The sequence below is a fragment of the Micromonospora noduli genome (genome assembly GCF_003264365.1).
Classification (GTDB): domain Bacteria; phylum Actinomycetota; class Actinomycetes; order Mycobacteriales; family Micromonosporaceae; genus Micromonospora; species Micromonospora noduli.
The window spans coordinates 1-22,294 of the sequence record NZ_PYAK01000036.1; the positions used below are offsets into that span (position 1 = coordinate 1).

Consider the following 22,294-nt stretch of genomic DNA (forward strand, 5'->3'; position numbering starts at 1 on the left):
GCGACCGCACCGGCGCCCGCGCCGACCAGCAGGCTGGCGGCCAGCGCCACACCGGTCGGCAGGGCGAGCGCGGCGGCGAGCGCCAGGGCGGCGAGCAGCCCGAGCAGGGCCGTGCCGAGCCGGTCGGCGATCAGCGGCGTCCAGGCGCGTACCGGCAGGTTGGCCGCCCGGATCTCCAGACCGCCGGCGGTGCGCAGCGGCCCCACCAGCAGCACCAGCCCCAGCAGGACCAGCCCCGTGGCGACCAGCGCGAGGTTGAGCCCGTCGTCCAGCCGCCGGGAGTGACCGACCAGGATCGCCGCGGCGATCAACGTGGTCTCCGCCACCAGGTCGGCGCCGGGCCGGATCCGCTGCTCGGCGGCCGAGGCGGCCAGCGCGGCGACGGCCAACGCCAGCCCCCAGCCGGTGGCGCCGGTCAGCGCCAGCACGACAAAGGCCAGCACGGCCAACCCGGTGGTCAGGCACCGGGCGGCCAGTTTTCGGACCAGGTCGCCGCGCATGTCGCTCCGTTCGTGGTTCCGCAGCCGTCGGCGTCAGTTCGCGGACGTCGCGCCGGCCGGCGTCTCGACCCGACCCGACCCGGACTGTGCCGGCACGCTCGGCGTGGGCCCGTCACCGGGTGCCCGCCGTACGTCGATCACCTGACCGGTCAGGTCGGAGATCAGCACGTCCAGCGACGACTGGGCGACGGCCTCCGCGGCGAGCAGGGTGTGCTCCGGCTCCTCGCCGAAGGCCCGCGTCCGCATCGGCGTGGCGGTGCGCTCCGGGTTGATGCAGTTGACGCGGACGCCCACGTCGGCCCACTCGTCGGCGAGCGCCTGGGTGAGGTTGACCAGGGCGGCCTTGGTGGCCGAGTAGAGCGCGTAGCGGGCCCGGCCCCGGGTGTAGGAGCTGGAGGTGTAGAGCAGCAACTGGCCCTTGGTCTGCTGCAGGTACGGGAGGGCCTGGCGGGCGATGGTCACCGGGCCGACGAAGTTGACCTGGAGCACCCGGTCCATGGTCTCCTCGTCCATCTCGGCGAGGGCGCCCTTCTCCAGGATGCCGGCGGTGACCACCACGTGGTCGATCCGGCCGGTGGCCTCGAAGGCGGTCGTCAGCGCGGCCTCGACGTCCTCGGCCCGCTCCACGTGGGTGCCCGTGCTGGAACGGCTGAACGGAAAGACCTGGGCGCCGTAGCGCCGGGCCAGCTCGGCCAACTCGTGGCCGATGCCGTAGCTGCCGCCGAACACCACGATGGTCCGGCCGGTCAGCTCCTCGCTGTAGCTGCGGTGGTCGGTCAGTCGGGGCGCCTGCGCGGCGGCGAGCTGGAAGAGCTTGTCCGCCAGGTGCACGTCGACCGGGTGGGTGACCTTGATGTTCTCGTCCGAACCGTCGATCACCTTGATCGGGGTGCCGGGAAGGTAGCGCAGCACCACGCCACAGTCGTCGGTGGCGGCGAAGTCCGGGTCGTCCTCGGCGATCTGGTACGCCGCCCGGATCGTGGGGGAGCGGAACGCCTGCGGGGTCTGACCACGGCGCAGCCGGGAGCGCACCGGGATGTCGGTGATGCAGTCGTTGTCGTCGACCTGGATGATCGTGTCCGCGGAGGGGATGGCCACGTCCACGGCGTCGTAGCTCCAGAGCGCGTTGACGCACTCGCGCACGATCCGGCCGCTGAGCAGCGGGCGTACCGCGTCGTGGAAGAGGATGTTGCAGTCTTCCGGGCCGACCGCGTCCAGCGCGATCCGGGTGGTGGCGTTGCGGGTGTCACCGCCCTCGATCACCTTGGTGACCTTGCGCAGGCCGGCCTTCTCGACGATCTGCTGGGCGTCCTCGACGTGGCCGGTGGCCATCAGCACGATGATCTCGTCGATCTCCGGTGCCGCCTCGAAGACCGCGAGGGTGTGCTCGATGATCGGCTTACCGGCGATCTTCAGCAGCTGCTTCGGGATGCCGAGCCCCAGCCGCGTCCCGGTGCCGCCGGCCAGAACCACCGCCACTGTCCGCGAGGGCCGCCACGGCGTCGGGGTCTCCGCTTCGGCGTCCGGGCCAGGGGTCTGGTCCTGCGTCATTGCCGGATCCTCACTCTCAGGGATGCGTTAACGGAAGGTTCCGCCCGAGCGGCGACGGAATGAACCTTAACGCGCGGACCGCGTCGCCCCAACGCGGGCGACGCGGTCCTCGGGTGCCATGTCGATGCCGGACGTTCGCCGGAACTCTACTTGCTGTTCGCGTATGCCTCGTACGCCCGGATGACCTCGTCGGTGGGGCCATCCATCCGGATGACGCCCGATTCCAGCCAGATCGTCCGTTCGCAGGTGTCCCGTACGGAGGAGAGCTGGTGGCTGACCAGGAACACCGTCCCCGCGCCCTCCCGCAGCTCCCGCACCCGCTGCTCGCTGCGCCTGCGGAAGCCCTTGTCGCCGGTGGCGAGCGCCTCGTCGATGAGCAGCACGTCGTGCTTCTTGGCGGCGGCGATGGAGAACCGCAGCCGGGCCGCCATGCCCGACGAGTACGTCCGCATCGGCAGGCTGGCGAAGTCACCCCGCTCGTTGATCCCGGAGAAGTCGATGATTCCCGCGGCCTGCTTGGCCACGTCATCGGGATGCATGCCCATGGCCAGGCACCCGAGGACGACGTTGCGCTCCCCGGAGAGGTCGTTGAGCAGGGCGGCGTTGACGCCCAGCAGCGACGGCTGCCCCTGGGTGTGGATGGCCCCCCGGTTCACCGGCAGCAGACCGGCGATGGCCCGCAGGATGGTGGACTTGCCGGAGCCGTTGCTGCCGATCAGCCCGATCGCCTCGCCCCGGTACGCGGTGAACGAGATGCCCTTGACCGCGTGCACCTCCCGGACGTTCGGCGCGTGGGTGCGCTTGACCAGCCGGCGCAGCGCGGCCACCGGCGTGGTGCCACCGGCGGCACCCTGGTGCACCCGGTAGATGATGTGCGCGTCGTCCACGACCACTGTCGGGATGCGCTCCTGGGTTCGGGTCATCGTCGCGCTCGCCTCGGTGGGGGCGTCGAAGTGATCAACCACGGCCGTACTCCTGTTCGCCGCGCCAGAAGTAGATGAAACCGCCGATGCCGGCGACCAGCGCCCAACCGGCGCCGACCAGCCAGAGCTGGGTCAGCGACTCGTTGAGCAGCGGGGCCTCCTCGAGCAGCGAGTACCGTGCCAGCTCGATGTAGACCAGCAGCGGGTTGTACTGCACCACTGTCGTCGCCCAGCCGGGCAGCCGGTCGAAGAGGCTGACGCTGTAGAGGACGCCGGAGCCGTACATCCAGGTACGCATGATGAACGGCATGACCTGCTTCAGGTCGCTCGACTTGGCGCCCAGTCGGGCCACCAGCAGCACCACGCCGGCGTTGAACACCGCCTGCAGCAGCAGCGCCGGCACCAGCAGCAACCACTCCCAGGTGAGCGGCTCGCCGGTGACCAGCACGATGCCGACCAGCACCACCATCGAGGCCAGCAGTTGCTGGAACTGGGTGATCGTGGTGGACAGCGGCAGGCTGGCCCGGGGGAAGTGCAGCGCCCGGATCAGCCCCAGGTTGCTGCTGATCGACTGGGTGCCGGCCAGGACCGCGCTCTGGGTGAAGTTGAAGATGAACAACCCGGTGGTCAGGTAGGCGATGAAGTTCGGGATGCTGTTCTGTGCAAGCACCACCCCGAAGATCAGGTAATAGACCGCCGCGTTGGTGAGCGGGGTGAGCACCTGCCAGAGCTGACCCAGCTTGGCGTTGCTGTACGAGGCGACGAGCTTGGCATTGGCGTACGCGGCGATGAAGTGCCGGTAGGCCCAGAGTCGGCGGCTGTACTCGACGAGGCTGGGTCGCTCACCGGCGACCCGTAGCCCGTGCCGAGCGGCCAGCTGCGCCTGGGTCAGGCCCGTGTCGGGGTCGACCAGCGCGGTGGTGGCCATGGAAATGGCGCTCCGATCTTTCGTGCAGACGGGGGTTGCTCGCGACGATCGAATCCTAGTGGGAAATTTGCGCGGGGCGCCGCCTCGTCGCTGCGAGGACAGTAGTCCGAAACACGTCGGGACGCAACCGTACCGTCGTTGCGCTACGCTATCCGGCGTGACCTGCGATAAGAGCCCTCGATGACCACCGAGAAGAGGCGGGCGCCGGCCGGCGCGGCGGTGCTGCGCGACGAGATCACCACGGCGATCCGCCGGGCGCTGATGCAGGAGCTCGCCGCTGTCGGCTACGGCCGGCTCTCCATCGAGGCGGTGGCCCGGCGGGCCGGCGTCAGCAAGACGGCGATCTACCGACGGTGGAGCTCGAAGCTCGATCTGGTGCTGGAGGTCGTCGCCGCTGCGGCACACGGCAAGCTCCCCGCACTGGACACCGGCACGCTGCGCGGTGATCTCGCGCTGCTGTTCCAGGCGGTGGCGCACGCGCTGCGCCACCCACTGGCGTCGCAGATCATTCCGGATCTCCTGGCCGAGGCCGCCCGCAACCCCAGCATCGACGCGACCCTGCGTCAGGTGCTGCACGCCCGGCAGCAGGAGATCGGCGGTCACCTGGTCACCCGGGCCGTGCGGCGTGGCGAACTGCCCGCCGACACGGAGCTGGACGCCGCCGTCGACCTCATCGTGGGGCCGCTCTACTGGCGGCTCGCCATCGCCCGTCTCCCACTGACCGACAGCTACCTCGACAATCTGGTCGAATCCGTGGCGGCCGGGCTCGGCGCCGACAGCGTGCTGCCCCGCCCGCGCGCGGCACCGATGGCGGGTTGACCAGCTCCCCGACACCCGGTCGCCGGCAGCAACGGCCCCCCTGCCCGATTCCGCTACGCTGCCCCCTTGACACCCGGCCGTCACCGTGCCGACGCCCCTCATCCGCCCGACGAGTAAGGACGCCCGTGGCCAACGTCGACAGCATCGCCGTAGCGCCCGCCGAACCGGATCCGACGCCGCGGCCCGGGCAGGCATCCCGGCCCGCCGACGCCCGCACCGGGCTGTCCCGGGTACGCGCGCTGGTGGCCGTCGCCCCGGCGGTGCTCACCGATGGTGCGGTGATCGCATTCGCGCTCTTCACAGTGCTCTACCACCTGGCCTTCCTGGGTGACCTGCGTCCGTCGGTCACCTTCCGGATCTGGCTGCTGGCCTGTGTGGTGCTCGCGGTCGTGGCCGTGCTGCGCGCCCGCCGCCGCGCCCCGGCCGACAGCGCCCCGGCCGACAGCGTGTCGGCGGCACGGGAGGAGCCCGTCAGCGCGCGGCCCGCCGCCGACCGTCGCCTGCTGATCGGTGTGCTGGTCGCCGCCGCCGTGGCCGCCGTCTCCGCCGGTCTGGCCAACACCAGCGTCAACGTCTCCTGGTGGATCCCGGCCGTGTCCGGCCTGCTCGCGGCCGTCGGCGGGCTGCTGCTGGTGCGCCAGGCCTGGCTGAACGGCCCGACGCCCACGCCGGCCGCCCCGGCGCCCACCCCGGCGCAGTCGGCGTACGCGCTGGTCGTCTCGGTCCTGGTCGGAATCTCGTCGTTCTTCATGGCCCGCAACACCCCGGACGACGTCTACTACGTCGGCAAGTCGGTGTGGATCGCCGAGCGTGACCTGATCCCGCTCAACGACTTCCTGTTCTCCGAGAACGTGCTGCCGTCGATGGGTTCGCAGCCGCCCATCCCGTCGATCGAGGTGTTCGACGGCGCGTTCGCCAACGTCATCGGCATCCACGCCAGCTCGGCCCTCTGGTACGTGCTGCTGCCGATCATGGCGGTGCTCGCAGCGCTGGCGCTGTGGCGGCTGACGCACCGGTGGGCCCCGCGCCGTCCGGTGCTCGCCTTCACCGTGGCGATCGCGTACCTCTACCTCGTCGCGGGCGGGGACGCCGCACTGGGCACGTTCCACATTCCCCGGCTGCACGAGGGCAAGGGCATGTTCGTCTCGGCGGTCATCCCGCTGATGTGGCTCTACCTGACCGAGTGGTTCGACAACCGGTCGCGGCGCAGCCTGCTGCTCATCGTGGCGCTCTCGATCACCGCGATCGGGCTCACCAACACCGCGGCGATCATCCTGCCGATGCTGGTCGGCGCCGCCGGGTTCGCCATGCTGCTGGTCGGCCGGTGGAAGGCCGCCGTGGTCGCGGCGGTCGCCGCCCTCGCGTACCCGATCGGCTCGCTGGTGGTCTCCCGCCTGCTGCTCGGCGGGATGAGCGCGACCGGCGCGGACGACGCCTTCTTCGACGCGGCGTACACCTACCGGCGGACCCTGCTGTTCGGCGTGGTCGGGGTGATCAGCGGTCTGGCGCTGTGGTGCGGCGCGTTGATCGCCCGTCGGCGTACGCCCGCGCTGCTCGCCGCCGGCGCCGCCCTAGCGCTGAGCGTGTTGTTCGTGCCCGGCGTGCTGGAGCTGCTGAGCGCGTTGAGCGGCATCTCGGTGGTGCTCTGGCGCGTGCCGTGGCTGCTCGCCCTGCCGACGCTGATCGGTCTGCTCTGCACGGTGCGCGTGCCGGCACCGACCCGGGCGCTGCGCCGGGCGGCGTCCGGGGGGATCGCGGTGCTGCTGGTCGCCTCGTTCGCGTTGTTCGCCACGCCGATGTGGTCGCCGAAGAGCTGGGTCGAGGTGCACGACCGCCCCACCTGGAAGCTTCCGCAGCAGCGTCAGGCGATCGCGTTCTGGATCAAGGACCTGGACCGTCCCCAGGGCCTGCTGCTCGCCCCGAAGACGATCATGCGCACCACGCCGATCGTCACCAGCGAGGTCCGGGTTGTCCTGCCCCGTGACTTCTACCTCGTCGAGTACGACCTCAACTCCCAGTTCGCCAAGGACCGACTGCTGCTCGCCGGCTTCGCGGACGGCGCCGCCAGCCCCACGCCGGCCGAGTTGAAGCCGGCACTGGACCGCCTCGACGTGGGCACGATCTGCGTCTACAACGGCAACCGGTACGCCCGCGACACCGCGCCGCAGCTGGGCTACCAGGAGTTCGCCAAGCGCAAGGCGCCCGGCGCGATGACCTGCTTCCGGCGGGTCGGCTGAGCGCTTCACCCGCACCGAGCGCCCGGCCCCGTGGTGGGGTCGGGCGCGCCCCGGTGCGGAACTTTGCCCGAAATGGTGCCGGATACCCGAGCGACACCGAGCTGTCCCCTCGCGTTAAGGTCGCAGTCACACGCAGCCGGCCGCTACTGAGCCGCTGTGCGACGGGGGAGTGACGTCGGTCCATCACGGGCACCGCCCGCAACGAAATCTCGTAGGGAGCGAACTCGTTTGTTCGGCACGTTGACAGGACGCCTCGGTGTGGCCGCCCAGAGTGCGCTACTGGTCCTGGCCTACCTGGTCATGCTCGTCGGTGGCGTATTCGGTTGGATCGGCCTGTTCGCCGTCGCCGGGTTGGCCGCCATCTTCGGCGAGTTCGCCGTCGCCCGCTGGTCTCCGCCGTCGCAGCTGCTGCTGGAGAAGGTGGGCCTGCACTGGTCGTACCGGCAGCTGACCCGGGACCTCGCCGCCGTGTTGCTGGTCGTTGCCGAGGTGCGGCTCAGCGGTGGCGAGCTGACCCTGCTGCTGGTGCTGCCGGCCGCGGTGTGGGTCGTGTCGGTCTTCGCCGGTGCGCTCTCCACCATGATCGAGCGGCGTAACCCGCTCTCCGCCATGGTGCGCAACATCGAGCTGGGTCCACTGTCCAGCGCCCCCCAACCACCCGCCTGGGCGGCGGCGGTCGCCGGTGACCGGATGCCCCTGCTCAACCTGCTGCTGGTGCCGGCCGGCGTGGCCGCCGCGGTGCAGCACGATCCGACGCCGTTCTTCGCGGCCGGCGCGGTGGCGGTCGTGGCGACCGGTCTGGTGGGCGCCATCATCGCGCTGACCTGGCTCCGGGGTCGGGGCGCCGGGCAGGGCCCGCTGCTGCCGGCGGTCCAGCGCTGGCTGGACAACTACCGGCCGGAGGTGGCGCTCTACTTCGCCGGCCCGGCCAAGGACGTCTACCAGGCGAACATGTGGCTCGCCCCGACCGAGGCGCTCCAGCAGCGCGCGGTGGTGCTGATGCGCAGCCGGGAGGCGTTCCTGGAGTTGGCCGACACCCGGCTGCCGGTGATCTGCGTACCGGCCGGCGTCGACTTCATGAACCTCGACCTCGGCGGCATCCGCGCGGCGCTCTACTCCGCAAACGTCGGCGCGAACATCCACATGCTCCGCGAGCCGGGTACGAAGCACGTCTTCGTCGGGCACGGCGACAGCGACAAGCAGGCCAGCGTCAACCCCTACAGCAAGGTGTACGACGAGGTCTGGGTCGCCGGCCTGGCCGGCCGGGAGCGCTACGCGCGGGCCGGTGTGGGTGTGCTCGACCAGGACATCGTCGAGATCGGCCGGCCGCAGCTCGCCGGTGTGCACACCTTCGGCGCCGAGTCGGTGGACCGGCCGTTCACAGTGCTCTACGCGCCCACCTGGGAGGGCTGGCTCGACGACGACCCGTACCACACCTCGCTGGTGCTGATGGGTGAGCGGATCGTCAAGGGACTGCTCGCGACGAACCCCCGGGTCCGCCTGATCTACAAGCCGCACCCGCTCACCGGGTCGCGGTCCAAGGCGGCGAAGGCCGTGCACGAACGGGTCGTCACGGCGATCCGCGCCGCCGGCGGCAACCCGGACGCGTCCTCGCTGGACGGCACCGCGCACCTGGTGGTCACCGGCCGCACGCCGGCGCTGTTCGACTGCTTCAACCAGACCGATCTGCTGATCAGCGACGTGTCCAGTGTGGTGTCCGACTTCGTGCAGAGCCAGCGGCCGTACGTGGTGGCCAACCCGGCCGGCCTGTCGGAGGACGACTTCCGCCGCGAGTACCCGACGGCGCGGGCCGCGTACCTGCTCTCCAAGGACTGCGGCGAGCTGGAGAAAATCGTGTCGGTCACCCGGGCCGGCGACGACCCGATGACCGAGGCCCGCCGGGAGCTGAAGACCTACCTGCTCGGCCCCGCCGAGGCGAACCCGATGGACCGGTTCCAGCAGGAGATCGACCGGCTCTGCCACTGAGCCCCGTCACTACGGCATCGCGCCCGGCCCGACACTGTCGGGCCGGGCGCGTCCGTGTCAGCCAGCAGCGCGGCCACCGGGTCAGCCCAGCAGGGCGGCCACCGCGTCGGCAGCCGGAAGGTCCGCCGGCAACGCCCGCGCCGCCACCACCGCCGTGACCGGCAGCGGGCCGTACACGTGCGGGAAGAGCTGCCCGCCGCGTGACGGCTCCCACCGCAGCGCGTCGCCCAGTCGCTCCTCCTCGACGCTGAGCAGTGTCAACCTGGTCGCCCCGGTGAAGTACCGCCGCGCCGTCTCGACCACCTGGTCGGCGCCGGAGAGATGGATGAACCCGTCCTGCCGGTCCACCGCGGAGCCGGTGAAGGCACCGGCGGCGAGGGCGTCGTCCCATTCGGCGCTCGACAGCAGTTTGTAGATCACCACAGCAGCGTACGGGGCCGTGGTCGGCGCGCCCGCCCGGTTTTCGCCGGTACCGCCGCGCCCGTCGCCTCCCGCCGGGCATGCTCAGGTCAAGGGCCGCGGAGGGATGGGCGATGCAGAGCTACGACGACGACTGGACCGACAGCCAGCGCGCGCTGTACGACGAGTGCTACCAGGCCGGCGGCGAGTGGGCCGATGACCCGGACACGTCGTCCGACGACGTGCAGCACGTGATCAACCTTGCCGAGGCGGACGATGACGCCCTCCAGGATGCCGAAATCGACTATCCGGCCCTGGTCGACGCGGTCACGCAGGCCAGCGGGGTCAACGTCACCAGCGTGCCGGCCAGCCACGAGGACCCGGGCTTCCGCGGGTTCACCGACGGCGTCCGGGACGCCATCGCCGACGACACCTTCGGCCTGTAGCGGCCGGTAGCCCGCCCAGCGCGGGTGGGCGGCCTCCCGGTCCCCGCGCACTTCTGCCACCATTCGCAGAACAGCGCTGCGAGGGACGGGGGCACGGGTGCGGATCCTGCTGGTGGAGGACGACCGCCGGGTGGCCGCTGCGCTGTCCTCCGCCCTCACCCGCCGGGGGTACGAGGTCGAGCACGCCGCCACCGTCGCCGCGGCGCTCTCCGCCGCCCCCTGTGACCTGGTGCTGCTCGACCTGACCCTGCCCGACGGGGACGGCACGGACCTGTGCCGGGAGCTGCGTCGGCGCAGCAGTCAGCTCGGCATCATCGCGGTGACCGCCCGGGGTGAGGAACGTGACCGGGTGCTGGGTCTGCGCCTGGGCGCTGACGACTACGTGGTCAAGCCGTTCTCGATGGTGGAGTTGCAGGCCCGGATCGAGGCGGTGCTGCGCCGCGCCGCGAACGCCGCGCCCGAGCGGCACCTCATCGAGGCCGGGCCGGTCCGCATCGACGTGGCCGCGCGGACGGTGACCGTCGACGGCCGCGCCGTCACGTTGACCCGCAAGGAGTTCGACGTGCTGCTCTCGCTGGCCCGCCAGCCCGGGGTGGCGGTGCCCCGCGATCGGATCCTGCTCGACGCCTGGGGCACCACCTGGGCCGACCGGCACACCGTCGAGGTGCACGTCGGGTCGCTGCGCGGCAAGCTCGGCGACGCCCGCCTGGTGGAGACCGTACGCGGCGTCGGCTACCGGCTGCGCGACGCGTGAGGAGCTGACGTGCGCCGTCGCCTGGTGATCAGCTATCTGCTGCTGATGGTCCTCGTCCTCATCGCGTTGGAGACCCCACTGGCCGCCACCATGGCCAGCCGCGAGACCGAACGGGTCCGCGCCGACCGGCTCGCCGACGCCACCCGGTTCGCCTCGCTGGCTGGCCCGGCGTTGCGCGACGGCGGGCCCGGCCCGATCGAGTCGGAGCTGACCAGCTACGACGACCTGTACGCGATCAGCGCCGCGATCGTCGACCGGGACCGGAACATCCCGGTCTCGTCGCCGAGGTGGCAGGCCAGCCCGGGGACCGCGACGGTGCTGGACGTCGCGCTGTCCGGGCAGCAGACCAGCGCCCCCGAGTCGGTCTGGCCGTGGACGACCGACCCGGTGGTGGTGGCGGTACCGATCAACGACGGAGGTGAGGTGCTCGGAGCGGTGGTGATCGTGACCCCGGCCGGTCCGATCCGCCGAGCCGTCGTCGCGTGGTGGCTGCTGCTCGCCCTGGCCGGTCTGCTCGCCGTGCTGGCCTGCGTGCTCACCGCGTTCGGGCTGGCCGGTTGGGTGCTGCGCCCGGTCACCGAACTGGACGCGGTCACCCACGAGATCGCCGAGGGCGACCGGGGCGCCCGGGTGCAGCACCGGCTGGGACCGCCGGAGCTGCGCCGCCTCGCGGCCAGCTTCAACCACATGGCCGACGTGGTCTCCGACGTGATGGACCGGCAGCGGGCCTTCGTCGCGCACGCCAGTCACCAACTGCGCAACCCGCTCACCGCGCTGCGGCTGCGGGTGGAGGAGTTGGGGCCCAGCCTCACCGACCCGGACGGTCGGTCCGAGCACCGGCTGGCCCTGGAGGAGACCGACCGGCTCGCGTTGGTGCTCGACGCGCTGCTCACCCTCGCCCGGGCCGAACGGGAGGAGAACGAGCGCGTCACCGTGGACGCCGCCGCGGTGGCCGCCTCCCGGGTGGCCGCGTGGGCGCCGCTGGCCCGGCACCGGTCGGTCGCGTTGCGGCTGGCCACTACCGACGCCCCGGCGTACGCCCAGACCGTGCCGACCGCCGTCGACCAGGCGCTGGACGCGCTCATCGACAACGCGGTGAAGTTCAGCGGGGCGGGCGGGGCGGTGACGGTGACGGTGGCCCGCCGCGACGGCGGGGTGGCGCTGGAGGTTCGCGACTCCGGCCCCGGCATGACCGAGAGTCAGCTCGGCCAGGCGACCGAGCGGTTCTGGCGGGCCCCGGACGCGCAGAACGTGGACGGCGCGGGGCTCGGTCTGACCATCGCGGCCGTGCTGGTGGACGCCTCGGACGGGCGGCTCACCATGCGCCCGGGGGAGTCGCGGGGGCTGATCGCCGCCCTGTGGTTCCCGACGCCGACCCTTCCGGTGGAGCCGGCGGAGGAGGAACCGGCCGCCGACCTGCGACCCTCCCCGGCGCGGTGAGGCCCGGCCGTCACGGTTTGGTGGCGCGGTACCAGGACGCGGCGCCGGGGTGCAGCGACAGCGGTGCGGTGACGATCGCCGAGCGAGGGCTCATCCGTCCCGCCGCCGGATGGGCGGCGGCCAGCTCGGCGCGACGGTCCATCAGCAGCCGGGTCACCTCACGGACCAACGGCTCCGGCAGGTCGGCCCGGACGATCAGGTAGTTCGGGTCGGCCACGGTGGTCACCGCGTCCACCCCGTACACCGAGCGGGGGATGTCCCGGGAGACGTAGACCTGGCCGTAGCGTGAGCGCAGCGGCTCGGTCCACTCGCTGAGGTCCACGATCCGGATGGCACTGGCGTCGGCCAACTCCTCGATGCCCCGGACCGGCAACCCACCGGAGAAGAAGAACGCGTCGATCCGCCCGGAGCGCAGCGCCGCCACCGAGTCGTCCAGTCCGAGCCGTTCGCGGCGCACCTCGTCACCACCGAGGCGGGCCACCTCCAGCAGCCGGGTCGCGGTGATCTCGGTGCCCGAGCCGGCAGCACCGACGGAGACTCGCCGGCCGCGCAGGTCGGCGACCGTGCGGACCGGGCCGCCGCTCGTGGTGACCAGGTGCAGTTGGTCGTCGTACACCCGGGCGACGGCGTCGACAGTGGGGCTTCCCGCCGTGCTGGTGGGCAGCACGTCGGCCTGGGTGAAGCCCAGCTCGGCCCCGCCGGAGCCGACGAGCTGGACGTTCTCCGCCGAGGCGGCGGTGATCACCACGCTGGCCCGTACGTCGGGGAGTTCCCGGTTGAGGATGGCCGCCAGGGACTGCCCGAACGCGTAGTAGACCGCGGTGGGGCTACCGGTGGCGATCCGGATCGACGTCGGCTCGGTCGGGGCGTCCCGGCAGCTGGCGATGGCCAGGTTCGCGATCAGCAGCACCGTCGACAGGGTGGCCAGGCCGGCCCGGCGGGACGAGGTACGACTCACGCGGTGCACTGTGCGCCGTCGGGCGGGTGCGCGCAAGCCCGGGTTGGCGACGTGCCGGACGGTCGGAACCCGATCAGCAGGCCGCCCGACCTGCCGGCGCCACGCCCGCGTCCCGTGCCGACGCCGGGGTCACCCCGGGCGCCGTCCCGGGTTCCGCGATCGGGCCGCGCGCCGGCTCCAACGCCGCACTGCGCAGGATGCGCTGCCGGTCCGGGCCGTCGGCCACGCTGACCAGGAAGCAACCGGTGCCGGGGCGGAGCCGGGCCGGCACGTCGAGCACGGCCGCGCCCCGGATCAGCACCGCGGCCAGCTCCCGGTCGGTGAGCCGGACGCCGAGGATGTGCCGGCGGACGTGCCGCCCGGCGGCCAGCAACGCCGAGCGCCAGGCTGCTTCCGCCAGGCGGGTCACCAACCGTCGGCGGGCCGGTGAGGCGCCGGGCAGCGGCCCGCCGAGCAGCTCGCGTCGCCCCTGCCACCAGCCCGCGTCCAACATTCGGGTGTACGCGCCCTGGTGCTCCCGGGGCACCCACAGCCGGTGCAGCTCGTAACGGCGACGCAGGCCGCCGACGGCCACCTCGTGGGTGACCGGGATGTCCAGCCGGTTGAGCAGTTGCCGCATTCGCTGCGCGGCGTCCTCCCGGTTGAACTCCACCCCGGCGGTGTGCTCGGCCCGTACCGCGCTGGGCCGGGCGGCGGTCGGTGGCGGTGTGCAACGCAGCAGGCAGGCAGCCTCGAACGCGTCGCCCAGTGTCAGCCAGCCCAGCGGGGACGGGATGGTCGGGGTGTGGGGCCGGTCGAGCACTAGGGGTTCGTGGGTCAACGGAGGCTCCCTTGTCGGAGTCTGGGTTGCCCTACCGTGGCCCCTGGCACGCCGTTACGGAACCGGTCCGGCCCAGCCTTGAGCAAATCTTGCGGCTGCGGTGCGGCTACAGGTCTGTGACCACCAGATCCACCTGGCGCACCCGGCCCGCGGCGGTGGCCTGCTCCAGCACTGTGTGCTTCAACTCCCGCAGGGTGCCCACCAGTTCCGCAGCGGTGCGCGGTCGGGCGCCGGCGACGAGCAGGTCCCGGACCAGACGCCCCTTGGTCGCCTTGTTGAAGTGGCTGACCACCGAGCGGACCGGCACGCCGTCGACCTCCCGCTCGTGCAGAACCCGCACGGTGACAGTGCGCTCGGCCAGCTCACCGCGCGGCGTCCAGGTGGCGGCGTACGCGCCGGAGCGCAGGTCCAGCACCGGGCCGCGCCCGGCGGCGCCGTCCACCGCCGGCGTCAGTTCCCCGCGCCAGTACGTCGACAGCGCCCCGACGTCGGGCAGGCGGGCGCCGATGGGGCAGCGGTACGGCGGGATCCGGTCGGCCAGTCGGACCGCGCCCCACAACCCGGAGCTGATCAGGATCGACCGGCGGGCCGCCCGTTGCGCCGTGGCCGGCAACGAGGCGAGGTCCAACGCCTCGTAGAGCACCCCGGTGTAGAGCCGCTCGGCCGGTGCGGTGGCGGCCTCCCGCAGTCGGGCGTTGCGCCGCAGCTCGCCCCGCTGGCCCTCGCTGAGGCCGAGCGCCGCCCGAGCGGCCTCCTCGTCGGGACCGGCGCTCAGCGCCACCAGGGCGTCCAGCACCCGCTCGCGGGCCGGGTTCAGCTCGGGCAGCGAGAGCCGGTCCGGGGCCCAGCGCCGCCCGGTGCCGGCGTCGGCCTTCCCCTCCGAGGGCGGCAACAGGATGAGCATGGGTCTCCTCGACGGGCGAAACGGCGGCGCCCCACGCGCCGGCCCGGCCAGCGTACGACCAGCCCCTACCGCCAGGGCCGCACCGGGGTGTCGGGGTGGTACACGCGATAGCCGCCGACCTCCCGCACCAGCGCGGCGTCGGCCCGGTCGGCGAGCAATTGGCGCAACCGCCGGTCCATCGGCGAGTCGACCTCGACCACGTAGCCCGGCCGTTCGGCCCGCCCCACCTGCCGCCAGTACGGTCGGTAGCGGTTCTGGCCCGGCGACAGGTTTCCGTTGAGCACCCCGCAGACCACCGACTCATCCGTATTGAAGATCAACCGGTTGCAGGTCCAGTAGTCCCCGTACACCTCGTGGGGTCCGTCGGCGCGTAGCGCGGCGGCCAACTCCCGGGCCTGGCGCTCCTCGGTCCGCGACGCCGCGGTGCCGGTGGCCGCGAACAGCACGGTGATCACCAGGGTGGTCACGGTCAGCGCGGCCAGCACGGCGGCGGACAGCGCGCCGGTGAACCGCCCCAGCACGCTGCTGGTGCCCCGCCAGGTGGTCAGCGCCGCCACCCAGAGCGGCCAGAGCACCGCCGGCAGGGACAGTTGCAGCACCGACAGGTACCGGGCGTTGTCCAGCGGGCTGGTCGCGGCGAGCGGACTGCGCACGTACGACAGCAGTGTCAACGCCGCGCCGGCGATCAGCGCGAGCTGCACGACCGGCCCGACCCGCTCCCCACGCGGCGCCCCGGCGGCGCGGCGGTACGCGAGCGCCGCGAGCGCCGCGGCGACCAGCAGCAGCACCGGGTACAGCACGCCGAACCACTGTTGCCAGCGTCCGCAGCCGTCCACCGGGCAGAGCCCGTGCGCCAGCGGCACGCCCTCCAGCAGGCCACCCCGGACCCGGTCGGACCACGGCGGCTGCGGCCCGGCCTTGGTGCTGACCTCCCGGAACACCGACAGCGAGTCGTCACCGGGCCCGGCCCGCAGGTTGTCGACGATCATCGGAGCCAGGCCGACGACCACCCCCCCCACCAGCAGCAGACCGGACCAGCCCAACAACTCCCGCCGCACCGCCCAGACCAGTGCCAGCCCGGCCACCGCGAGGTACGGCAGGATCAGCCAGTCCGACCAGACGGACAGCCCGACGAGCAAACCGAACAGGCCGATCGCGAGCCGTCGGCGGTGGACCGTGCCGGCGGCCAACCCCACCGTGATCAGCAGCATCAGGAGCACCGAGGGCTTCACCTCCGGCCGCCCACCGACAACGGTGAGCTGGTCACGCACCACCCGCTCCGGGCCGAGCGCGAGCAGACCCACCACGAAGGCGGCGAACCACGGGGTGCCGAGCCGGCGGGTCAGCCGGTGGATCAGGTAGAGGAAGACCGCGTAGAGGGCGAGCATCGGCAGCCGCAGCACCGGCCAGCTCGGCCCGAACACCGCCACCAGGGGAGCGGCCAGGTACGACTCCAACATCCCCATGTAGTGCTGGCCGTAGAGGAAGACCGGGTGTTCCCGGCCCTGCCCGATGTGCAGCGCGGCGAGGCCGAAGGTCGCCTCGTCGCTGTTCGACACCGGCACCGTGAAGAGCGTCAGGACCAGCCGGTAGACGACACCGGCGAGCCCGAACAGCAGCGCGACGAGCGCCGGCCGATCGAGTCGCGGGCGCCATCGCCCACGGTGCTGCTCTGGATGCGACACGACCAGCGCCCCCGTCGTCGTCCCGACCGGAGTGTTTCACGTTCGGCCGGGTCGCCGAGGTGGATCGGCGCAGCCGGAGTGGGGCTGGATCGGCTCCACGGTGGCAGGGCCGCGGTCGCGCGGCCGGGGTCGGCTCGCGTGGCCGTGGCTGTCGACGTGTGGCAGGGTTGGCGCGTGCCACCCACTCCCGCCGGCCAACTGGCCGTTCCGAACCTGCACCGGGCTGCGCGGATCGAGGACGCCGTGCACCAGCTCGTCGAGCGCCGGCTGCGGCGCACCGGCTGGCGGGTCAACATCGTCGCGTACACCGGCTACGGCGCGCCGGGTTGGGTGCGGGTGATGTGTCGGGTGCTGCTGGGCCGTCCGGACACCCGCCAGCGAGGTCGGCTGGACAAGGTCCGCGGCTGGCGCAGCTTCACGACGCTGCCGAACAAGCACGTCACCGTGACCATCGAGGCCGGCGGGGTGCGGCACGAGACGCGGGCCGACCGCAGCGGCTTCGTCGACACACTGGTCGAGGCGGACCTGCCGCCCGGTTGGGGTACGGTCCGGCTCAGTGTCCCGGACGCGGAGCCGGTCGACGCCCCGGTGCGCATCCTCGACCCGGAGGTCAAGTTCGGCATCATCTCCGACATCGACGACACGGTGATGGTGACCGCGCTGCCCCGGCCGCTGCTCGCCGCATGGAACACGTTCGTGCTCGACGAGCACGCCCGTAATGCCGTTCCCGGTATGGCGGTGCTCTACGAGCGGCTGGTCACCGCGCACCCCGGCGCCCCGGTCTTCTACCTCTCCACCGGCGCCTGGAACGTGGCACCGACGCTGACCCGGTTTCTGTCCCGGCACCTCTACCCGGCCGGGCCGCTGCTGTTGACCGACTGGGGTCCGACCGCCGACCGGTGGTTCCGCAGCGGGCGGGAGCACAAGCGGGTCACCCTGGCCCGGATGGCCAAGGAGTTTCCCGACGTGAAGTGGCTGCTGGTCGGCGACGACGGGCAGCACGACCAGGAGATTTACCGGGAGTTCGCCGCCGCCCACCCGGAGAACGTCGCCGGGGTGGCGATCCGCCGGCTTTCCCCGACCCAGGCGGTGCTGGCCGGCAGCCTGCCCGCCCCGGCGGGCTCGTCGTCGGCGGGACCGGTGGGGCAGAAGTGGCTGTCCGCCCCGGACGGCGCCGGCCTGTGGCAGCTACTGCGCGACGCCGGCCTGGTGTGACCGCGCTCCTCGCGCCACTCGCAGTGGCTCAGCCCGCACAGGCGAAACCCCCGGGTGCCGCAGTTCGCGGTGCCCGGGGGTTTCGGCACTTCGGGTTACATCAGTGAGGGCATGCTCCAGGTGACGGTGCCGGCGGCGCCGGTTCCCGCGTAGAGAGTCATGGTGCCTGCGCTCTTGCGACGGACCACCAGGTCGACCTTCCCGTCGTTGGTGACGTCACCGAGACTGCTCATGTCGAAGTCCCGGCACTTGCCGCAGACCAGCACGCGGGTGCCCCAGACCGGGGTTCCGCTGGCGACCGTGTTGGGGTAGACCCACATGTCGCCCGTGTCGGGGTTGCGCATGAACAGGTCCGGCTTGCCGTCGTTGTTGACATCCTCGATATTCGCCTGGTCGTATCCGCCGCAGGAGGCACAGAGGAGCACCCGAGTGCCCCAGGTGACCGCCCCGCCGCGGGTGCCGTTGCCCGGGTAGTAGTACATGTTCCCGGTGCTGTTCTCCCGGATGAACAGGTCGACCTTCCCGTCGCGGTTGACGTCGGCGAGATCGGACGTGCCGAAGTTGACGCAACCGCCACAGACCAGCTGGCGGACAGCCCAGACCGGGTCGCCGTTGGCGACCGTGTTCGGGTAGACGTACATGTCGCCGGTGCTGATCTGGCGCATGAAGAGGTCCAACTTGCCGTCGTTGTTGGCGTCGGCGATGTTGAACGAGTCGTAGCCCCCGCACCGACCGCACACCACCACACCGGCGTCGAACGTCAGCGTGCCGTCCAGGTTCGTTCCACGGCGTAGCAGCACGTCGCCGTTGCTCTGCTTGATCAACATATCGCTCCGGCCGTCACCGGTGACGTCGCGGACGTTGGGTGCGAGGACCATCTGGGCGTAGTTGCCCGGCGCGCTGGCCTCGGCCGGGTTCAGGGCCCGGTCCCAGTGCTGCACGTTGCTGATCTGGCCGGAGTAGTACGAACTCGGTGCGCCCTTGTAGCGGTAGTGACCGATCACGAAGCGCCCGGTGCTCGGCCAGGAGACGGCGGCGGCGTGCTGGGCCGTGCCAGCGAGGTTGTTGTTGACGTACAGGGCCATCGTGCTCGTGGTGGCGTTGTAGGTGGCCACCAGGTGTGTCCAGACGCCGAGCTGCGCGTTTGGTGCGCTGATCGCCTGGTCGTACGACCAGGCGTCGCTGTCGGAGCGGGCCATCCCGAACCGCCAGGTGTTGTCGCTCTGCTCCTGCCAGAGGATGAAGCGGGCGGAGCGTGCCCCCTCCTCAGAAAGGATGATCTTGCCGGCGGTGGTGGGCTTCACCCAGACGGCGACGCTGAACGACTCGGTGGTGTCGATCAGCACGGGACTGGCGGCGCTGACCACGCTGCCGGTGCCGCTGGCGTCCACGCCCGTGCCGGTGGCATCGCTGTTGAGCCGCAGGTCCGGGCTGAAGAGGTCACCCTCGTGCCATTTCGCGTTGCCGGTGCCGGTGAGGGTGCTGCCGCCGGAGGTGTCGGCCGCGGTCGCCGCCGTCGCACCCGCCCCGCCGTCGTTGAGCGGCCAGGTGTGTTTGGCGGTGACCAGGCCCTGAGCCTGCTGGGTGGCGATGGTGGGCGTGGTGCCGAGGCCACTCACCAGGTACGCCGTGGTGAGGCCGTTGCCACCAACGGTCCACAGGTCGGCGGTGCCGTCGGAGTTGACGTCGGCTGCCCGCAGGCTCAGCGCCGCACCCCGGTTCCAGTTGGTCGAAAGGGCGTACGGCGTGTAGGTGAGCTGGCGGGTGTCCTCGTTGTAGGCCAGATTTGTCCAGAGGTGCAGGGCCCCCGTGTTGCTGTTCCAGAGGAACATCGAGGTGCCGCCGTTGACCTGGGCGGTGGCGATGGTCCAGTTGTTCCAGTCCGTGGCACCCGTCGGGGTGAGTGCCGTGGTGCGAGCAGCCCCGAGGTAGCCGCCGATTATGGGGAAGACGGTGGAGTAGTAGGTCAAGAAGTAGCCACTGGCGGGGTCTCCGCTGGTGCCGATCAGGTCCGGATAGGCGGAATCGGTGCCGCGGGTGTCGCCCGCATTGGCCAACTGCAATGGGATGTTGCCGCTTTCATCCAGCAATTGATCAAGAGGAAGGCTCTGCTGATTGTCCTCAGGCCGGATGACAGAGCCGTCGATGCTACCTCGCAGAATGCTGGCGTTGCCAGCACTGATACCCGTTGGGTAGTACACCAGGACGTCCTGGGTGTCAGTGCCGAAGAACTTGCCTGAAATAGCCTGCCCGCCATCGAAGTCGGACGGATCATGATTGCCGGTTACTCCATTGCCCTGGGCGCCGAGGTCGTTCGCGTTGGTGCGTACCGCGCCGCTGTTCATGCCCGTGCCGAGCCAGAGACCCGAGGGCAACCCGTTGCTGGCACCGACGGTCAGTAGGTCGGCTACGCCGTCGCCGGTGAGATCTGCGTCTGGGGTCGCGTCGGCGGGAACCGCGTTGAAGGGAACGACGGCAGTCTCGCCGAAGTTCCCCCCTGCGGAAAGGCTGGTGACCGCCAGGGTGTTGGTGAACCGGGTGGGCGTCACGGTCACCACCGCGGTGCCAGCGGAGGCAGAGACGGTGAATGGCGGCAGACCATTCAACTGGTAGCTGTAACTGGTCGGCTGGGTGCCGCTGCTCGGTGGCGTGATGGTGAATCTGACCTCTTCGCCGATCTTGGCAAGTCCCTGCGGCTGGCTGATGTCCGGCGCACCGGTCCGGGTGGGGTCGAACGTGAAGTTGCAGGTCGCCGACCAGTCGCTGGGCGTCCGGAAGTCGGTCGCCTGGACCTTCCAGGAGAAGTTGGTGGCCGCGCCTCCGGCTGCGGCCCGCAACGTGGCCGCCGGCACGATCAGTACGCCGGTGCTGCCTGACGAGTACGTGAGCAGGTTCGGGTTGGACGACGCCAGGGCGGTCTGCGAGGCGTCGGAGGTCTTCCACAGCTTGAAGCTCACTCCGAGAGTGCCGCCGTTGGGGTCGGAGACCGGGGCGTAGAGGTAGACCGGGTTGTCGCCGATCATCGACCCACCGGCGCAGGCGGTGCGGGGCGACGTAGTCATGCCGGTCGGCTTGTTCGGCTTGTGGTTGTAGCGGATCTCCAGGGTGGGGCTGGTTTCCAGGAACTCTTTCCAACTCCGGGTGTCGCTGGCCTCGTTGGCGGCGACCATACGCAGGGTGCGGGTGGCCCGCTTGTTGGTGACGTCGGTCTTGATCTGGCCGGTGATGTCGAAGGACACGCCTAGGGCGTCGCACCCGCTGTAGCCGTAGGCGAAGCTCTTCGACGCGGCGAGGGGACCGTTGCTCTGGCCTTCCCAGTAGTTCCAGGTGGCGTTGGACTTGGTCAGCGTGGCGGCGGGTGCGTAGACGTTGACGGTCTTGTCGTCGCAGTTCCACGACCGGGTGTTAGTGATCTTGAACGTGGCGTCCGCGATCTCCGCGCCGGTTAGCATGCCGTAGGGCACCGGAAAGTTGATTAAAGTGTTCGAGCGCTGCTCACCGGAGTTACCGACCTGCATCCGACCGATCGGGTCGGGGGTGTCGTTCCAGTAATTGGTGGACTGGTGGTGGTAGGAGATGCTGGCCCAGCCGGACATCCGTGGACCGTTCGAGCTCCAGTTGAAGCTGGGGTCGATGTAGACCGGGTAGACGGTCGTGGCATCGGTGAGCAGCTTGCGGTCGGGCTTGAGACCGAGCTTGCCAGGGGTGATGGAGACCCCGATGGCGGCGGTGCGTGCCGCCCGGCCGGGAGCTGCGCTCGTCGATGCGGCGCCACTGCGAGCGGTCGGTCCACTGGTGGTCGCCGCCGAGGAGTCCCACATGATCGGCGCGGGTGCGGTGATGACCGCGTCGCCGGCGCGGTCCTGCCCGCTGATGTTTCCCGCCGCGTCGGCGTCGAGCGTGAATCCCTTGGCGGTGGTGGCGAGATCGAGCGTCGCCAGCTTCGGGTTCGCCGCGGCCTTCGCGTCCTTGACCACGAAGACGTGCGAGAAGCCACCCTGGGCGTTGACGGTCGCGGTCAGGTCCACGCCGGGCAGTACGTCGGCATATGTGGCCGTCGGCCCGGCAAGCGTGGGCACGGGCAGGGTGACGGGTGCCGTCAGTGCGAGCGAGCGGTCCCCGCTGACCAGGTGTGCCATCGGTTCGGTACCACCGCCGGAGAGCGTGATGTCATGCGTGGTGGTGGTCGCCGTGACGGCACCGTCGGCCCGTCGGACCAGGGTGGGGTCCAGCGGCTTCCAGGTGTCCCCGACGCGCTTGCGGGCCGGCATCGCGCTCTGGCTGAGCAGGAGCTGTCCGTCCGGGCGGGCGGTCAGGGTCTCCGTCGAGGTGCCGGCTGCGGTCACCTCGACCTGCTTGCCAGTCCGCTTGGCCTGGGCCAGCGCCGCGTCCACCCCGAGCGGCCCTGCCGTGACAGCTGCGGGTGTCGGTTTTGCCGGAGCAGCGGCGGCGGCTGGCAGCGCGAGCGGCACCGCGGTCGTGGCGATGGCGACAGCGGCCACCGCACCCGACGCGACGGCGCGTAGGCGCGGTCGTCTCTTGACCATGTGTAGTGCTCCCCGTGGGTGATGTGCACGTGTAGGCGCGTCCGATCGAGCGGCCACAGTGAAGCAGCCAGGCCGTCCTGCGGGAAACGTCTTCGGTCACTACCTGCTGTCCTTTTAGCACTCAGTGAGAGGGGTTTGATGGCATCGGAAGCTGATCATCGTTATGGTTCCGTGACCTCCTT

The 22,294-nt window shown here is 71.2% G+C and carries 16 protein-coding genes and 1 pseudogene; 7 read left to right on the forward strand and 10 right to left on the reverse strand.

What is annotated here, in order from left to right; genetic code table 11:
* From GUI43_RS23100 to GUI43_RS23115, 4 genes and pseudogenes are all read right to left on the reverse strand, one after another.
* A pseudogene (locus GUI43_RS23100) lies at window positions 1–500 on the reverse strand (CDP-glycerol glycerophosphotransferase family protein); the annotation flags it as partial.
* 33 nt (window positions 501–533) lie between these two features.
* Complete coding sequence (locus tag GUI43_RS23105) at window positions 534–2,051, reverse strand: bifunctional cytidylyltransferase/SDR family oxidoreductase (protein ID WP_112585541.1); 1,518 nt, start codon at window positions 2,049–2,051, stop codon at window positions 534–536.
* 146 nt (window positions 2,052–2,197) lie between these two features.
* Window positions 2,198–2,974 carry an ABC transporter ATP-binding protein gene (locus GUI43_RS23110; protein WP_112585647.1) on the reverse strand — a complete coding sequence of 259 codons (777 nt, stop codon included), beginning with the start codon at window positions 2,972–2,974 and terminating at the stop codon, window positions 2,198–2,200.
* 34 nt (window positions 2,975–3,008) lie between these two features.
* Entirely contained in the window at window positions 3,009–3,902 is an 894-nt protein-coding gene (locus tag GUI43_RS23115; protein WP_112585543.1) for an ABC transporter permease, read from the reverse strand.
* Between the two features lie 180 nt (window positions 3,903–4,082).
* Here GUI43_RS23115 and GUI43_RS23120 point away from each other — a divergent pair, with 180 nt between their 5' ends.
* From GUI43_RS23120 to GUI43_RS23130, 3 genes are all read left to right on the forward strand, one after another.
* Window positions 4,083–4,721, forward strand: coding sequence for a TetR/AcrR family transcriptional regulator (locus GUI43_RS23120; RefSeq protein WP_112585545.1), 639 nt, complete (start codon window positions 4,083–4,085; stop codon window positions 4,719–4,721).
* 125 nt (window positions 4,722–4,846) lie between these two features.
* Window positions 4,847–6,958: a DUF6077 domain-containing protein gene (locus GUI43_RS23125; RefSeq protein WP_112601695.1), complete on the forward strand. Its 2,112-nt coding sequence runs from the start codon at window positions 4,847–4,849 to the stop codon at window positions 6,956–6,958.
* 228 nt (window positions 6,959–7,186) lie between these two features.
* The gene (locus GUI43_RS23130; protein ID WP_181518463.1) at window positions 7,187–8,944 is read left to right on the forward strand and encodes a CDP-glycerol glycerophosphotransferase family protein; all 1,758 of its coding nucleotides are present in this window, start codon (window positions 7,187–7,189) and stop codon (window positions 8,942–8,944) included.
* Between the two features lie 81 nt (window positions 8,945–9,025).
* Here the strand turns inward: GUI43_RS23130 and GUI43_RS23135 are convergent, their stop codons facing one another.
* Window positions 9,026–9,364 (reverse strand): DUF952 domain-containing protein, encoded by a 339-nt coding sequence (locus GUI43_RS23135; RefSeq protein ID WP_112699791.1) that lies wholly within the window; start codon window positions 9,362–9,364, stop codon window positions 9,026–9,028.
* 113 nt (window positions 9,365–9,477) lie between these two features.
* Between GUI43_RS23135 and GUI43_RS23140 the strand changes: the two genes are divergently transcribed.
* From GUI43_RS23140 to GUI43_RS23150, 3 genes are all read left to right on the forward strand, one after another.
* Window positions 9,478–9,789: a hypothetical protein gene (locus tag GUI43_RS23140; protein ID WP_112585549.1), complete on the forward strand. Its 312-nt coding sequence runs from the start codon at window positions 9,478–9,480 to the stop codon at window positions 9,787–9,789.
* A 97-nt stretch (window positions 9,790–9,886) separates the two neighbouring features.
* On the forward strand, window positions 9,887–10,543 hold the full coding sequence (locus GUI43_RS23145) for a response regulator transcription factor (protein WP_091401433.1): 657 nt from the start codon (window positions 9,887–9,889) through the stop codon (window positions 10,541–10,543).
* A 9-nt stretch (window positions 10,544–10,552) separates the two neighbouring features.
* Window positions 10,553–11,983 (forward strand): sensor histidine kinase, encoded by a 1,431-nt coding sequence (locus GUI43_RS23150; RefSeq protein WP_112601697.1) that lies wholly within the window; start codon window positions 10,553–10,555, stop codon window positions 11,981–11,983.
* Between the two features lie 10 nt (window positions 11,984–11,993).
* Here GUI43_RS23150 and GUI43_RS23155 read toward each other — a convergent pair whose 3' ends face one another.
* From GUI43_RS23155 to GUI43_RS23170, 4 genes are all read right to left on the reverse strand, one after another.
* Window positions 11,994–12,893 (reverse strand): TAXI family TRAP transporter solute-binding subunit, encoded by a 900-nt coding sequence (locus tag GUI43_RS23155; protein WP_373861203.1) that lies wholly within the window; start codon window positions 12,891–12,893, stop codon window positions 11,994–11,996.
* A 121-nt stretch (window positions 12,894–13,014) separates the two neighbouring features.
* Window positions 13,015–13,761 (reverse strand): hypothetical protein, encoded by a 747-nt coding sequence (locus GUI43_RS23160; RefSeq protein WP_249037828.1) that lies wholly within the window; start codon window positions 13,759–13,761, stop codon window positions 13,015–13,017.
* Window positions 13,762–13,867: 106 nt separating this feature from the next.
* Entirely contained in the window at window positions 13,868–14,665 is a 798-nt protein-coding gene (yaaA, locus tag GUI43_RS23165; protein WP_112699774.1) for a peroxide stress protein YaaA, read from the reverse strand.
* A gap of 65 nt (window positions 14,666–14,730) precedes the next feature.
* Window positions 14,731–16,350, reverse strand: a complete 1,620-nt coding sequence (locus GUI43_RS23170; protein ID WP_112699775.1) for an ArnT family glycosyltransferase — start codon at window positions 16,348–16,350, stop codon at window positions 14,731–14,733.
* Window positions 16,351–16,524: 174 nt separating this feature from the next.
* Here GUI43_RS23170 and GUI43_RS23175 point away from each other — a divergent pair, with 174 nt between their 5' ends.
* Window positions 16,525–17,565: an App1 family protein phosphatidate phosphatase gene (locus GUI43_RS23175; protein WP_112585653.1), complete on the forward strand. Its 1,041-nt coding sequence runs from the start codon at window positions 16,525–16,527 to the stop codon at window positions 17,563–17,565.
* Between the two features lie 95 nt (window positions 17,566–17,660).
* Here GUI43_RS23175 and GUI43_RS23180 read toward each other — a convergent pair whose 3' ends face one another.
* Window positions 17,661–22,112: a LamG-like jellyroll fold domain-containing protein gene (locus GUI43_RS23180; RefSeq protein ID WP_146765948.1), complete on the reverse strand. Its 4,452-nt coding sequence runs from the start codon at window positions 22,110–22,112 to the stop codon at window positions 17,661–17,663.
* Window positions 22,113–22,294: the final 182 nt, after the last annotated feature.